This is a genomic window from Streptomyces sp. NPDC041940, assembly GCF_055589465.1.
The window spans coordinates 152,680-166,944 of record NZ_JBVJBP010000010.1; the positions used below are offsets into that span (position 1 = coordinate 152,680).

General features: G+C 72.4%; 10 protein-coding genes and 1 tRNA gene. 6 read left to right on the plus strand and 5 right to left on the minus strand.

Annotated features, from left to right (window positions below; all coding sequences use genetic code 11):
- Window positions 1-141: 141 nt before the first annotated feature.
- Complete coding sequence (locus tag ACZ6I3_RS19110; RefSeq protein ID WP_469415870.1) at window positions 142-4,242, minus strand: nSTAND1 domain-containing NTPase; 4,101 nt, start codon at window positions 4,240-4,242, stop codon at window positions 142-144.
- A 391-nt stretch (window positions 4,243-4,633) separates the two neighbouring features.
- Here ACZ6I3_RS19110 and ACZ6I3_RS19115 point away from each other — a divergent pair, with 391 nt between their 5' ends.
- Both ACZ6I3_RS19115 and ACZ6I3_RS19120 read left to right on the plus strand, forming a co-directional pair.
- Window positions 4,634-5,104 carry a hypothetical protein gene (locus ACZ6I3_RS19115; RefSeq protein WP_469415872.1) on the plus strand — a complete coding sequence of 157 codons (471 nt, stop codon included), beginning with the start codon at window positions 4,634-4,636 and terminating at the stop codon, window positions 5,102-5,104.
- 17 nt (window positions 5,105-5,121) lie between these two features.
- Window positions 5,122-5,919 (plus strand): PIG-L deacetylase family protein, encoded by a 798-nt coding sequence (locus ACZ6I3_RS19120; protein WP_469415874.1) that lies wholly within the window; start codon window positions 5,122-5,124, stop codon window positions 5,917-5,919.
- 78 nt (window positions 5,920-5,997) lie between these two features.
- Here the strand turns inward: ACZ6I3_RS19120 and ACZ6I3_RS19125 are convergent.
- Window positions 5,998-6,084, minus strand: a tRNA-Ser gene (locus tag ACZ6I3_RS19125).
- 63 nt (window positions 6,085-6,147) lie between these two features.
- On the minus strand, window positions 6,148-7,584 hold the full coding sequence (locus ACZ6I3_RS19130) for a S1C family serine protease (RefSeq protein WP_469415876.1): 1,437 nt from the start codon (window positions 7,582-7,584) through the stop codon (window positions 6,148-6,150).
- A 288-nt stretch (window positions 7,585-7,872) separates the two neighbouring features.
- Between ACZ6I3_RS19130 and ACZ6I3_RS19135 the strand changes: the two genes are divergently transcribed.
- The 3 genes from ACZ6I3_RS19135 to ACZ6I3_RS19145 all read left to right on the plus strand — a co-directional run bounded on the left by ACZ6I3_RS19135 (window position 7,873) and on the right by ACZ6I3_RS19145 (window position 10,593).
- Window positions 7,873-8,700, plus strand: a complete 828-nt coding sequence (locus ACZ6I3_RS19135; protein ID WP_469415878.1) for a glycerophosphodiester phosphodiesterase — start codon at window positions 7,873-7,875, stop codon at window positions 8,698-8,700.
- A gap of 153 nt (window positions 8,701-8,853) precedes the next feature.
- Window positions 8,854-9,492, plus strand: a complete 639-nt coding sequence (locus ACZ6I3_RS19140) for an ATP-binding protein (RefSeq protein WP_469415879.1) — start codon at window positions 8,854-8,856, stop codon at window positions 9,490-9,492.
- Window positions 9,493-9,627: 135 nt separating this feature from the next.
- A complete protein-coding gene (locus ACZ6I3_RS19145) occupies window positions 9,628-10,593 on the plus strand; it encodes a DUF5926 family protein (RefSeq protein ID WP_469415881.1) in 966 nt (321 codons plus the stop codon).
- 256 nt (window positions 10,594-10,849) lie between these two features.
- On the opposite strand, the gene ACZ6I3_RS19150 is transcribed toward ACZ6I3_RS19145, so the two are convergent.
- Both ACZ6I3_RS19150 and ACZ6I3_RS19155 read right to left on the minus strand, forming a co-directional pair.
- On the minus strand, window positions 10,850-11,470 hold the full coding sequence (locus ACZ6I3_RS19150; RefSeq protein WP_469415883.1) for a hypothetical protein: 621 nt from the start codon (window positions 11,468-11,470) through the stop codon (window positions 10,850-10,852).
- Between the two features lie 55 nt (window positions 11,471-11,525).
- Window positions 11,526-12,191 (minus strand): bifunctional DNA primase/polymerase, encoded by a 666-nt coding sequence (locus tag ACZ6I3_RS19155; RefSeq protein WP_469415885.1) that lies wholly within the window; start codon window positions 12,189-12,191, stop codon window positions 11,526-11,528.
- A gap of 503 nt (window positions 12,192-12,694) precedes the next feature.
- On the opposite strand from ACZ6I3_RS19155, the gene ACZ6I3_RS19160 reads away from it, so the two are divergent.
- Window positions 12,695-14,209, plus strand: a complete 1,515-nt coding sequence (locus tag ACZ6I3_RS19160; protein ID WP_469415886.1) for a PP2C family protein-serine/threonine phosphatase — start codon at window positions 12,695-12,697, stop codon at window positions 14,207-14,209.
- Window positions 14,210-14,265: the final 56 nt, after the last annotated feature.

The following is a 14,265-nucleotide window of genomic DNA, read 5'->3' on the forward strand; positions in this document are numbered from 1 at the left end:
GATGCACCAGCGGTCGGGCTATGGCCAAGGGTAACAAGCGCTTGCGCGAGAGGCGCCGACCGCCCGCCAGGAAACGTCAGGTTGTGACTCGTATCACTCAACTGCCGTACAACTACGCACTGTTGCCGTACCGCGGTCTCGTCAGCCCGCGCACGGCCCGTCGTAGGAGAGCCGGGGCAGGTACTCGCGCCAGGTGGCCGGCGTCAGAACGCCCCGGGTCATCGAGCAGATGCGGCGTACGGCCTCCTCGGTGTCCAGGTTCCAGAGCCGGATGCTGTCGGCGCCGCTCGACACCCCGAGCATATGGCTGTTCGGGCTGAACGCCAGGAAGTTGCCGGTCTTGGCGTTGGGGCCCATCGACTGGCCGATCGCGGTGGCCCCGGAGGGGTCGGAGACGTTCCACAGCCGGACGGTGCTGTCGTTGCCGCCGCTGGCCAGGGTGTGCCCGCTCCGGCTGAACGTCAGTGACACGACCGCTTCCTTGTGGCCCGTCAGACGCGCCTGCTCGGCGGCCTCGGCGGGGTCCTCGATGTCCCAGAGGCGGACCGAGTTGTCGTCGCCGGCGCTGGCCAGGGTGCGGCCGTCGGGGCTGTAGGCGAGGGCGTTGACGGCTCCGAGATGGCCCCTGAGAGGCGCGCGGAGCGGGGTCGGCCGGCCGGGGCCGGCCGCGTTCCACAGCCTGATCGTGCCGTCCGCGCTGCCGCTGGCGAGCGTACGGCCGTCCGGGCTGAAGACGAGGGCGTTGACGTACCCCTTGTGACCGGTGAGGGGCGCGCCGAGCGGGCGGGGACGGGACGGGTCGCGGACGTTCCACAGCTGGACGGTGCGGTCGTCGGAGGGGGTCGCCAGGACCTGCCCGTCCGGACTGAACGCCACCGGGTCGGCGAGACGGGTGCGCAGGGGAATGGAGGACCCGTGCGGAACAGGGCGTCGAGGTTCGTCGACGTTCCACAGCTGCAAGGCCAGGCTGCCCGTCACCACCGCGAGGGTACGGCCGTCCGGGGAGAACTCCAGGGTCCGTACGCCGCCCTCCGGCCGGAACGATTCGCCCACCCGCACGGGCCTGCCCGGCGTCCGTACGTCCCACAGCCGCACCCGCCCGTCGAGCGCCGCCGTCGCGAGCACCCGCCCGTCCGGGCGGAACGCTCCGGTCCGGCCGATCATGTCCGACGTCGGCAGCGACCACAGGCGGACCTTGTTGTCGCCCGCCCCGGTGGCGAGGGTGCGCCCGTCGGGGCTGAAGCCGAGCGCGTACATCTCGCCGCTGCTGCCCGCCAGGGGCCCGCCGACCTGCGACGGGTACTCCGGATCACCGACCTTCCACAGGCTCGCGGTGCTGTCCGCGCTGGCGGCGGCGAGCATGTTCCCGTCGGGGCTGAAGGCCACGGACCACACCGCCCCGGTATGGCCGGTGAGCGGCGTACCGATCGGTGCCGGGCGACGCGGATCGGCCGTGTTCCACAGCCGTACGGTGTTGTCCGAGCTGCCGCTGGCGAGCGTACGGCCGTCCGGGCTGAAGGCCACGGAGTGCACGGTGGCGGTGTGACCGGTGAGCTGCTCCCCCGCCTCCTCCGGGCGCTGGGGGTCGGTCACGTCCCACAGCTCGATCGCCCCGTCGTCGCCACCGGCGGCCAGCGTCCTGCCGTCCGGGCTGAACGCCACCGAGCGCACAGCGGCCTCGTGCCCGGTCAGGGGCTTGCCCAGTGCCCGCGGCCGGCGCGGATCGGCCACGTCCCACAGCCGGACGGTGCGATCGTCGCCCACGGAGGCGAGGGTGCGCCCGTCCGGGCTGAAGGCGACCAGGTAGATCGTGCTGTCATGGCCGGTCAGCGGCGTGCCGAGCCGCTCGGGCCGGCCGGGGTCCGTCACGTCCCACAGCCGGATCGTGCCGTCGTCGGACGCGCTGGCGAGGGTACGGCCGTCCGGGCTGAAGACCGCGCTGCTCACCCAGCTCGTGTGGCCGGTGAGAGGCTCGCCCAGGGGCTTCGGACGCTTCGGGTCGGCCACGTCCCACAGCCGTACGGTCCGGTCGTAGCTGGCCGTGGCAAGGGTCCGCCCGTCCGGGCTGAACGTCGTGAGGTAGACGGCGCCCGTGTGGCCGACCAGCGGCGTGGCCAGCGGGGCGTTCACGATGGACATCAGGCGGCTGTTCGCGCCCTTGTCGTCCGGCCGCAGCCGGTGGGCCACCAGATCGAGCTGCGCGGACAGCGACGGATCCGTGTACTGGACGCGGTCGGCCTGGGCGAGCACCTGCTCGAACACGGCCTCGTCCCGCTGCTTCGAGGCGATGAAGGCCGACCCCACGGCCAGCATCGCCAGGACGACCAGCGTCGCCACCGCGCCCCGGCTGATCCAGATGATGCGCCGGCGCAGCCTGACCGAGGCGGCCAGGAACTCCACCGCGCTCCGGGTCAGGAACGTGTCCCCGGCGGATTTCGCCCAGCCGTGGGCCTGTTCCAGCCGGGAGCCCCGGTAGAGCAGGGACGTGTCGCGGTCCGATTCCTCCCAGGCCCGGCCGTCCTCCTCCAGGCGCTGGCGCAGCAGATTGCCCTGCCGGTCGTCGTCGATCCAGTCGCGCAGGCGCGGCCAGGCGTGCAGCAGCGCCTCGTGGGTGATCTCCACGGTCTCCGCGTCGAGGGTCACCAGCCGGGCGCGGACCAGCGCCTCCAGGGACTCCTCGGTCTTGCCCGGGTCGGCCGACTCCTCCGCCAGCTTCCGCCGGGTCCCCCGTCTGCGGGTGGCCTGGGTGTCCTCGCCGAGGCGGACCAGCCGGAGCAGGAGCAGCCGCGCCGCCGTGCGCGCCGCGGGGTCCAGGCCGGACCAGGCCCGTTCGGCGGTCGCCGCGACGGCGCCCTGGATGCCGCCGGCCGCGCGGTAGCCGGCCAGCGTCAGCCGGCCGGCCTTTCTGCGCTGCCAGGTGGCGAGCAGGGCGTGCGAGAGGAGCGGGAGCACGCCCGCGTCGTGTGCACCGCGCGGGCCGTCGGCGCTGACCTCCCGGACGATCAGCTCCGCCAGGCCCGGTTCCAGCTCCAGCCCGACGGCCTTGGCCGGGCCGGTCACCGCCTCGCGCAGCTCCGCGGTGGTCAGCGGCCCGAGCACCATGTGCCGGTGCTGGAGCGCGTCGGCCAGTTCGGGATATCTGAGGCACCGCTCGTAGAAGTCGGCGCGTATGCCCAGGACCACCACCGCCGGGGCCGGTTCGCCCCGTCCGGCGGGTGAGCACACGGCGTGCAGGATCTCGATGAAGGTGCGCCGGTCCGCCTCGTCGGGGCAGAGTGTGAACGTCTCCTCGAACTGGTCCACTATGACGACCGGACGCGCACCGGAGGGTGCCTCGCGCCGCGCCCAGGCGGCGACGGCGGCACGGACGGCGTCCGCGGTGGGGGGAGCGCCGGGTTCCGCCGGTCCCTCGTGCTCCACGGCTGAGCCGCCGGCCCCCTCGGCCCTCGCTCCCGGTTCCTGTTCCTGTTCCGTGGCGGACGGGACGTCGGACTGCCCTGCCCCGGGTATGAGGACGGGCGCCAGTTCGGGGATGCACCGGGCCAGTTCCGTCAGCGGGTCACCGCCCGGGACGAGTTGCGCGACCTTCCGCGCCCGGCCGTGCTCCGCACCGTCGTCGCCGCTCGGCGCGCCGTCCCGCAGGGCGGGCACCAGACCGGCGTTCAGCAACGAGGACTTCCCCGCTCCCGACGCGCCCACGAGCATGACCAGGCCGCCCGCCTCCGCCACGGACCCGAGCTGCGCGACGAGCGCGTCCGTGCTCCGCTCCCGGCCGAAGAACCAACGCGCGTCCTCCCGGCGGTAACAGGCCAGCCCGCGGTACGGGCTCACCCCGCCGGGCGCGGGCGGGGCCTCGGCCGAAGGCCCTTCCTGTGCCGGGGACGCCTCGGGGCGCTCGGCGACCGGGTCGGCCACCGCCCGTTCCCACAGCCGCTGCCACTGGCCAAGGTCGTACAGGCCCGGGGACACCGGCGTGGGCCGCGAGCGTCGCGCCTCGGGGATCAGTACGTGCAACACGGCCGCGAGAGCGGCGAACTGGGCCGGTACGTTCCTGGCCCGCCGCCAGTCGCTGATGCGCTGGGCGGACACCCGCACGGGCCGCCCGCGTTCGTCGACCCGCTGGAGCCGGACGACCGCTTCGGACACACGCTTGAGGGGAGGGTTCCCGGCTTCCTTGTAGAGCAGCGCGAGGCGTTCCGCGAAGGCGGTGCGTGCCCCCGAGTCGGAACTCAAGGTCTCCACTCCTTACTTGTCACACCTGGACGTCCGGACCGGAAAACTCACTCTATACGGCTGACCTGCGGTAATGCCGTCCGTCCGGCACCGGAATCTCCTCTTCAGCAGCCTGAACTGGCAGGATCCGGACGCAGCAACGCACCATTCCGGACAGCTTCAGCCCGCTTCCGTCGACTTGCGTCGGCTTCCGTCGGCTTCCGTCCGCTTGCGTTCGCTCGCGTCCGCGCCGGACGACTGCGGCTCCACCGTTCGGCACCGGTCCCCACGAGGGGAGGGACCGGTGCCGGACGCCGTGGTCGCCGTCCGACCCTGGATAACTGACGAACCGTCAGTTATGGTCGGCGCCTGCCGTACCGCTTCCGGAGCGACGTACCAGCGACGTACAGGGGTGAGCGCGATGGAGACACGTCCCGAGAGCCCGGAGCCGCAGGGCGATCCGCGCTGGGTGGCGATGCTCTACCGGCCGGCCGGGAAGTCCTGGCGGGCCGTGGCGGAGTCACCCCACCGCCCGCCTGTGCTGTACGCGCTCGGCGAGATGACCCAGACCATGCGCGCCCGTGGCGACGAGGTGACCGTCGCGCTCTGGGGACCGAGGGACGGCGCGTGGCAGCTGTTCGACCCACCGCTCAAGCAGGCGGCCTCACCTCGGCCGACGAGCCCGGAAGCGGAGCCCCCCGGCGAACCGACCGTGCACGCGGAGCGGATGACCGGCCGCCGCCACCAGGTCCTCATGGCCGGGCTGAGCAAGGCGGGCCTCTACGACCTCACCCCCGAGGACGACACGACCGTCCAGGCCCTCGTCGAACGGCTCGACGAGCCCGCCGTACGCCGCGTCGCCCACTGGCTCGCCACCGCCGGCACCCGCTAGCCGGGCCGGTTCGGCCGATGCCGTCACCGTCACCCTCACCCTCACCGTCACCGTCACCGTCACCGAGCCTGCTCGCGGTCTTCGCCCACCCCGACGACGAGTCCCTGGTGGCGGGCGGCGTCCTCGCCCGTTCCGCGTCCGCGGGCGCTCGTACGACGGTCGTCACCGCGACCTGGGCGACGGACACCCCACGCGCCACGGAACTGGCCGAGGCATGCCACATCCTCGGCGCCGGCCGGCCACGCATGCTCGGCCACGCCGACTCACGCGTGCCGCACTCGGCCCCCGGCAGACCGCGCTGGTGCGACGCCCCGCTCGACGAGGCGGTGGGCGAACTGGTCGCACAGATCCGTGACGTCCGCCCGGAGATCGTCGTCACACACGACGCCTACGGCGGCCTGACCGGGCACGAGGACCATGTACACACCCACCGCGTGACCCTGCTCGCGGTCCACGCCGCCAGCCTCGAACGCCTCTACCCCGGCGCCGGCGAGCCCTGGCAGCCGAGCGCCCTGTACCTGGCCACGCACCCGCACTCCGCCGTCCGGGCCTGGGGCGGGCACCTGGCCCCCACGGGCAAGACGATGCACACCGTCCCCGACGACCGGATCACCGCGACCGTCGACGTCACCCCCTGGCTGGAGCAGAAAACCGCCGCCGTCCTGGCCCACCGCACGGAGGTGACACGAGGAGCCGCCCCGTCCCTGATCGCCGCCCTCCCGGCCCTCGACCGGGAACGGCTGCTCGGCACCGAGTGGTACATCCGCCACAACCCGACGTGCACGACACCGCCACACACGGAACTCCGGCCCTGAGGGCCTCCACGACGAACACACGAGAGGGGCTGCCGAGCACGCTCGGCAGCCCCTCTCCCACAACAGCTATGACCTGCGCGGAGGCGGTGGGATTTGAACCCACGGTGACATCGCTGCCACGACGGTTTTCAAGACCGTTCCCTTCGGCCGCTCGGGCACGCCTCCCCGCGCCGGCCGTGATCGGCGGCGCGGGGACAAGGGTAACGGGTCGGTGCCCGCGGGTGGGTGTCAGCTGTCGCCGGTGCGCGAGCCCAGGGTGACGTCGACGGTCTGCTGCTTGCCGCCGCGCTCGTAGGTGATCGTGACCTTGTCGCCGGGCTTGTGGGTCCAGATCTCGCCGATCAGGGTGGGGCCGGAGTCGATCACCCGGTCGTCGAGCTTGGTGATGACGTCGCCGGGCTTGAGGCCCGCCTTGGCGGCCGGGCCGCCGGGCTCGACCGGTGCCGCGCCGCCCGCGCCCTGGTCGGTGATCTGCGCGCCGCTCGAGCTGTCGTCCAGGGAGACGGACGCGCCGATCTTCGCGTACACCGGCTTGCCGGTCTTGATCAGCTCCTGGGCGACGTACTCGGCCTGGTTGATCGGGATGGCGAAGCCCAGGCCGATCGAGCCGGACTGGCCGGTGCCGAAGCCGCCGTTGCCGGTGGACTGGATCGCGGAGTTGATGCCGATGACGTTGCCCTGCGCGTCGAGCAGCGGGCCGCCGGAGTTGCCCGGGTTGATCGAGGCGTCGGTCTGCAGGGCGCTCATGTACGACGCCTGGCTGCCGCTGCCGTCGCTGGAGGCGACCGGGCGGTTCTTGGCGCTGATGATGCCCGTCGTCACCGTGTCGGACAGACCGAAGGGGGCGCCGATCGCGATGGTCGCGTCGCCGACGGCCACCTTCTCCGAGTCGCCGAGGGTGAGTGGCTTCAGGTCGGAGGGGGCGTTCTTGAGCTTGATGACCGCCACGTCGTAGCCCTGCGCGTGGCCGACCACCTCGGCGTCGTACTTCTTGCCGCTCGGGAAGGTCGCGGTGAGCTTGCCGCCGTCCACCGCGCCCGCCACCACGTGGTTGTTGGTGACGATGTGGCCCTGCTTGTCGAAGACGAAGCCCGTGCCGGTGCCGCCCTCGCCGCTGTTGCTCTCGGCCTCGATCGTGACCGTGCTCGGCAGCGCCTTGGCGGTCACGCCCGCGACCGTGCCCGGGTCGCGCTTGACGTCGCCGCCGCTGGTGGAGGCGGAGACCGTCGTGGAGCCGGAGTTCTCGTCGTTGTTCCTCGCCAGGGTGTAGCCGAGGCCGCCGCCCAGACCGCCCGCGACCAGCGCGGCCGCGAGGATCGCGACGACCAGGCCACCGCGGCCGGGCTTCGGCGCCGGCTGCTGGTAGGAGGAACCCCAGCCGCCCGCTCCGTAACCGGCACCGCCGTCGCCGTACGACGATCCGGCACCACCGTCGCCGTACGACGGAGTGGCCGGCGGCGGGGGCGGGGGCCAGGAGGGGTCGGGGGCGGAGGAGGAACCGCCGGGATACCCGGCGGCACCGGAAGCGCCCTCTCCATGAGCGGGCTGCCCCTGGGCGTCCTGCCCGTACCGCCCCTGGGGCGCCGGAGCAGCGGGAGCATCCACCGGCACGGGGGGTGCGGACGGGGCGGGGGGTACCGCGGTGCCCTCGTTCTCGGTGCTCACAGCTTCTCTCCTCGATCCACGGCTGCTTTTCCTGGGTCGCACTCGGTCTCGCCTTTTCACGCTGGCGACGGTCCGGCGCGATACAGCTGTGCTTGTCCCTTTGTATGCCGTCAGCTTTTCCCACGGGACGTCAGAGCACCATAAGCGGTGGCTGTGGGTCCGCGGCCATTCTTTATATAGGTCATTACCGGTGAAAAGGATGCAATCCCAACACCTCCGTACGGGCCTGTGAATCCGTCGGGTCCGTACGACCGGACGCGTACCCGGACTCGGTGGCACCATGACGCGGTGACCCACGCACGGCAGCATGTGATTCAAGTCGTCGCCCACCGCGGAGCCTCCGAGGACGCCCCGGAGCACACCCTGGCCGCGTACACCAAGGCGATCGAGGACGGCGCGGACGCCCTCGAGTGCGATGTGCGCCTCACCGCCGACGGCCACCTGGTGTGTGTGCACGACCGCCGGATCAACCGTACGTCCAACGGCCGCGGCGCGGTCTCCGCCCTGGAGCTCGCCGACCTCGCCGCCCTGGACTTCGGCTCGTGGAAGACGCGCGAGGCCTGGAAGGGGCGCGACGAGGAACCCGACTGGGAGCACCCCCCGGAGGACCGCGAGGCCACCTCCGTACTCACCCTGGAGCGGCTGCTCGGACTCGTCGCCGACGCCGGGCGCCGGGTGGAACTGGCCATCGAGACCAAGCACCCCACGCGCTGGGCGGGACAGGTCGAGGAGCGGCTGCTGGCCCTGCTGAAGCGCTTCGGCCTCGACGCCCCGGCCACCGCCGAGGAGTCCCGGGTGCGGGTGATGAGCTTCTCGGCCCGCTCGCTGCACCGGGTGCGGGCCGCCTCCCCGACCCTGCCGACGGTCTATCTGACGCAGTTCGTCTCGCCCCGGCTGCGCGACGGGCGGCTGCCCCTGGGCGTGGGGATCGCCGGCCCCTCGATCCGGATCGTGCGCAACCACCCCGTCTATGTGGAGCGCCTGAAGCGGGCCGGCCACCAGGTGCACGTGTGGACCGTGAACGAGCCGGAGGACGTGGATCTCTGCATCGACCTCGGTATCGACGCCATCATCACCAACCGTCCGCGCGCCGTGCTGGACCGCCTCGGCCGCTGAGGCCGGCCGCACAAGTCGCACCAGACCCACGCACACCCCTTGACCTCACGCCTTGACGGGCGGGATCCTCCCGTCTCGGCCACACCGACGAAAACAAGCCACTCGATTACGGGGAGTGCACCGGCGCGTTCGGTCCGTATTCGATCGTGGTGAATGCGTCACAGGACGTTGATTGGCCGGTTTCCGGTACAGGCCAATGGGGCATCCACACCGTGGCGTGGGGCGAAGGAGGTCTCGGGGGTGGCGTTGGTGGTGGCACAGGAGGTGCCCACGTCGTCGAGCATGGCCGTACCCCATGGCCCTGCGGGCGTGGGGAAAGCAAGGCACCGTATGCGTTCACAGTTGCGCAGCGGTGGCGTAGCGGATTCGGTCATCGACGACGCCGTACTGATCCTTTCCGAACTTTTGAGCAACGCGTGCAAACACGGCAGGCCACTCGGCGACGCCCTGTCCGGTGACGGCGACGTCCTCGCCGCGTGGCGTGTGGACCCGGCCGGCCGGCTCATCGTCGAGGTCACGGACGGCGGCGGCCCGACCCGCCCCGCCCCGGCGACCCCGTCGGTCACGGCACACGGCGGCCGCGGGCTGAACATCATCACCGCGCTGGCCGACGACTGGGGTGTCCGCGACGACATCGGCGGCGAGGTCACGGTGTGGGTCATCGTCCACGACGACGTGTACGACCCGGACGCCGGCCACCGCCGCGACGACTTCGTGACGCGCGTCGCCGCCCCGGCGGTGTCCCAGATACCCGGGCTCGACTTCGCGGACGCCTTCGACGACATGGACTGAACACTGGACCGAGTGCGGGGACTGAGCGCCCGTACGCCGCGCTGGATCGAGTGTTGTCCACAGGATCCCGTCGCCCGAGGCCCGAACGGCTAGGCTCGCGACCGTACGAGACGAGCCGTAACCGGGAGACCATCGATGGCCAAGAAGCGACCCCAGACGAAGGCCAAGCGCCCGCAGATCACGGACGGCGAGGTCCCGGTCGTAGGCGCCCGCGAGCCCTGCCCCTGCGGCAGCGGCCGCCGCTACAAGGCCTGTCACGGCCGGGCCGCCTCCCACGCCGCGACCGAGCTGGTGCACCGCCCCTTCGAGGGCCTGCCCGGCGAGTGCGACTGGGTGGCCCTGCGCGAGCTGGTCCCGGCGGCCACGGTCGAACTGCCCCTCAAGGACGGCCTGCCCGAGGGCGTCCCCGCGGTCACGCTGGCCACGGTCCTGCCGATGGCCTGGCCCGCCCTGCGCCGTGACGACGGCTCGGTCCTGCTCGGCCTGCAGAACGACACCTCGTCCGGCGACATCAGCCGCGACCTCGCCGACACCCTCCAGCGCGCCCTGGAGGCCCAGCCCGGCACGCCCGTGCAGGGCCGCCGCGCCCCGGCCGACGGTCCGCGGCTGCAGGATCTGCTCGACCCGGAGGGCACCTTCGCGCCAGAAGTGCACAGCGGCTTCGAGTTCTGGGTCCCGGACACGGAGAACGCCACGCCGGAGGTGACCGCCTCCCTGGAGCGGGCCAACGCCGCGGCCATCCCGACCGTCAAGCTCCAGAGCGTGGACGCCGCCTACTGGTGCGAGACGCCGGAGAAGAACCATCTGCGGTGGGTCATGCCGCACGCCGAGGAGCAGCTTCTGGACGCTCTCGCGCGGCTGCACGCCGCGGGCCGCTCCAGCCTCGGCGAGGGCACCCGCCTGGTGGGCTCCTTCCGCGCTCACGGGCTCACGGTGCCGGTGTGGGACCTGCCGAGCGGGGTCACGGCCGAGGACGTGGAGAAGCCGGCGGCGGAGTTCGCCGAGCGCCTCGCCACCGCCCTGGCCACGGAAGCGCCGCTCACCCCGGACGAGCGCCGCGCCCGCGGCGGCCTCACCAACCGGCAGGTCACGCTCAGCTGACGTTCGCCGAAGGGTCCGGCCGGCCGCCGCCCCGGCCGGCCGGACCCGCGCGCCTCGGGACAGGTGACTGCCCTCACAACTCCCGCTGGAGACAAGCCAGTCGGTGACTGGAAAGGGCGAGACCGAATTTGCGAACGGCCGATCTCTTGTTACCGTTCCTGTAGCCCGGTTGCTGGTGCATCCCCCGTCGCCAGCAACCGGGTCTTTTCGTTCGTGTCTTTCGTCCGAGCGACCGTTCACCGAGCGCGGCCGCTCGTCAACTGCCCGTCCACGCGGGTGAGTTGCTTCCCGAGCGCAGCAGCAGCGGCCCCAGTCCCGCCCGCCGGGCGAACTCCGCGACCGCCGTGTACGCCGCCAGATTCCCCCGCACCGGCTCCCGGGGCGTCTCGCACGTCCGCGGTTCGTCCTCGGCGCTCACCGCACACGTCATCCGCACGGTCCGGGCACCGGGTTCCATCAGGGTCAGTACGGCGTCCAGCGCCTCGCCGGTCGCGTTGCGGTAGTAGGTCCGCGCCCAGGTACGCGCACCCTGCGTCACGACACAGGTCTGCGCCTCGATGCCGTCGGGGGAGGAGACTTCGGGACCGCAGCGCACGGCGGTCGCCAGGCCCTGGCCGAGCGTGGGCAGGGTGGGAACGGCGTCGGGCGCGCTCTTCGGCATCCCGAGCGCCTTGTCGTCGGCGCCCGGGGAGGGACGTGCCTCGTCCTGTTCCGTTTGCCGATCCGTACGCCGATCCGGATGCCGATCGGAATGTACGGATCCCGCGGACGCCACCGCCAGCGGCAGTGCGACCGCACATACCGCCACGACACCCGCGAGGGCGAGCAGTCTGGTCTTTCGGGGGTCCCGGGAGCGCCCCCGGGCATGACGCGGCATGAACCCGGAACTTAACGCCCCGGGGCCGACGCCGGGCCCGGCGCGCCCGACGCTCCTAGAACTCGGGCGCGCTCACACCCGTACGAGTGAGGGCTTCGACCACGGCGTCCACCACGGCCTCGACATCGGGCACCCACGGAGAGGCGGAGCCGGGCAGCGGCGCCCGCTCCCAGCGGATCTCGCCCTGGCCCGTCCCGGACGGCGGCAGGGCCAGATAGCCGCCCTCACTGTGGAAGCGGAGGGAGCCGGGCACGAAGTCCTTGGCGTAGAGCAGTTCGCCGAGCTGCTCCATGGAGTACGGCTTCACGAGGATCGCCCAGCGGGCGGGGGAGGCGACGACCGGGCCGAGCCGCATGCCCATCCGGTCGAGCGCCTCCAGGGCGCGGGCGGCCGGCAGGGCGGGCAGCGACACCGCGCAGGGTGCCTTGCCGCCGGTGGCCAGCACGATCGGCGCCGTGGGCCGATTGCCCCACCACCAGCGGACCATGCGTCCATCGGTGGTGGCCGCGAGGAGGCCGGGGTCGAAGGGGTGCGCGCCGGGCACCGTGCACTCGGGGTCGGGGCATCCGCAGCGGCCCTTCCCCTGCGGGTCCGCCGCCACGCCCGGGAGTACGGGCCACTGCCATTCCGTCGCGTAGGTCAGGGCCGAGCCGATCGGCTCAGGCGTCCCGTCACCGCGCTTGGACAGGAGCCTGCGTCGCCTTCCGAGGATCTCGCGCATGAGCGCTCGTTCCTTTCCGTTGCACGCCTGGCAACACCGTGGTCCACATCACAACATGTGTCGATCACTTCACTGTGCGTACCTGTTGGCGCATCACACCCCTGCCATGAGCAGGGGGAACCCCTATGGGTCGAGCCTTGGCTGCCTCCGCGGCCGTCCCGCCCATACTGCGTGTACCAAAAGCACGGGCGTGGCGTAGGGGTGGCGAAGTATGGCGTTTGCCGTCGCGCGTATTTCTCTCCGCCTCCGCCACGGGAGGATGGGGCACGGTCGTCGGTGGATAGGACGCCCGGGTCCGTCGCCAGGTTCCGGGTGATTCCCAACCACCCCTGGCCTTCACCGAGTACGTACCCATCACGACCGTCGTGACGCTCCGTCGAGCAAGCCCAGTCGACCGCAATAAGCCGTCCACTGCGGCAGTTTTAAGCCAACTTTGCATTTCGGCAAGAGGAAGGGGAGTTACTCCCTCGGGGCTCACGGACACCAGGAATCCCGGCAGGACAATGCTGGACATCTCCTCACGAGTGCGTGTACATGTGGAGACACTGCTGGCGGCGCAGAATGACATGGGGGTTTGCGATGCTTTTGAGCAGTACGCGCCGGTCGGAAGGCCGGAGACCATGAACGCCCCGCACCCTCCGAAAGTGGCCGGAATCGATTCAACGGTTCCGGCACCCGCACACACTGTCGCGCCCAGCGCGCCGGGTACCTCCCCGACTGTCCCCGCAAACCCGCCGGCCCCACCCGGCGCGGTGCTGCAGGACCGTCTCGCCGGCTGGGTCTCCGACCTCACCACCCTCCACGAACTGACCGAGCGCCTGGCCCGTACGGCCACGCTCGACGAGGCGCTCCAGGAAGTGCTGCGGGCCGGCGCCGCCCTCGTGGGCGCCCGGCGCGGACTCGTCGTACTGGAACCCGGCGACGGCCTCGGCCCGGACACCACCATCGGCCTGGGTCTGGCCCGTGCCGACCTCGGCCACATCGAGACCGTGCCGCGCAGTTCCCTGTCCTACGGCCGGATCCTCGACGGGCTGCCGGGCGGCGAGGACGGCATCGCCGAGCCCGACCTGTTCGCCGCGGAGGGGCTCGACCCCCGCCACCGCGAGGTCGCGGCCCGTCTCGGCTACGCCGCCAGCTACGCCCTGCCCTTGTCCACCGGGACCGCGGCCCGCCTCGGTGCCGCCGTCTGGCTCTACGACGAACCCGCCGAGCCGGACGAGCACCGGCGCCACCTCGTGGGCCTGTACGCCAAGTACGCCGCCGAACACCTCGCCCGGCTCCTCGAGCTGGAGCGCACGCGCACGGCCATGGCGACGATGTCGGACGAACTGCTCCCCACGCGGCTGCCGCGGGTGCCCGGTGTCCAGCTCGCCGCCCGGCACCGCACCGGCCCGCGCGGCGGCGGCGACTGGTACGACGCGCTGCCGCTGCCCGACGCCGCCCTCGGTCTCGCCGTCGGCTCCGTCACCGGGTCGGGGCCCAGCGCGGTCGCCGCGATGGGCCGGCTGCGGGCTTCCCTGCGCGCGTACGCCGTGATGGAGGGGGAGGATCCGGTCGCGGTCCTGTCCGACCTGGAGCTGCTGCTGCGGCTGACCGAGCCGGCCCGCTCGGCCACCGCGCTGTTCGGCTACTGCGAACCGGCCGCCCGCAAGATCACGCTGGCCGGCGCCGGGCACAGCCCGCCCCTGCTCGTCGGAGAGCGCCGCACGGAGTTCGTGGAGACGTCGGTCTCCGCCCCGCTCGGCATGCTCGCCTGCTGGGAGGCGCCGAGCGTGGAGATCCTCGCCGAGCGTGGAGAGACGGTTCTGCTGTACACCGACGGGCTGCTGCACCGCACCGGCGAGGCCACCGACCGTGCCTTCGCCCGGCTGCACGCGGCGGCGGCCGGGGTGCCGCGGGCGCTGCGCTGCGACCCGGGCGCGATCGCCGACCACGTCCTGCGGAGCGTGCTGCCGGACGGGCTGGACGCGGCGGAGGGCGCGGAGGACGTCGTGCTGCTGGCGGTGCGGTTCGAGTAACGCTCCTCGTCATCGCCCTGAGGCCTCTTCCGCGCCGCCGTACAGTGGAGGACGGT

Coding starts and splice junctions, on each gene's coding strand:
- ACZ6I3_RS19115 (WP_469415872.1), top strand. CDS start 4,634: ATGGAGACACGTCCCGAGAGCCCGGAGCCGCAGGGCGATCCGCGCTGG.
- ACZ6I3_RS19120 (WP_469415874.1), top strand. CDS start 5,122: ATGCCGTCACCGTCACCCTCACCCTCACCGTCACCGTCACCGTCACCG.
- ACZ6I3_RS19140 (WP_469415879.1), top strand. CDS start 8,854: ATGCGTCACAGGACGTTGATTGGCCGGTTTCCGGTACAGGCCAATGGG.
- ACZ6I3_RS19145 (WP_469415881.1), top strand. CDS start 9,628: ATGGCCAAGAAGCGACCCCAGACGAAGGCCAAGCGCCCGCAGATCACG.
- ACZ6I3_RS19150 (WP_469415883.1), bottom strand. CDS start 11,470: ATGCCGCGTCATGCCCGGGGGCGCTCCCGGGACCCCCGAAAGACCAGA.
- ACZ6I3_RS19155 (WP_469415885.1), bottom strand. CDS start 12,191: ATGCGCGAGATCCTCGGAAGGCGACGCAGGCTCCTGTCCAAGCGCGGT.
- ACZ6I3_RS19160 (WP_469415886.1), top strand. CDS start 12,695: ATGCTGGACATCTCCTCACGAGTGCGTGTACATGTGGAGACACTGCTG.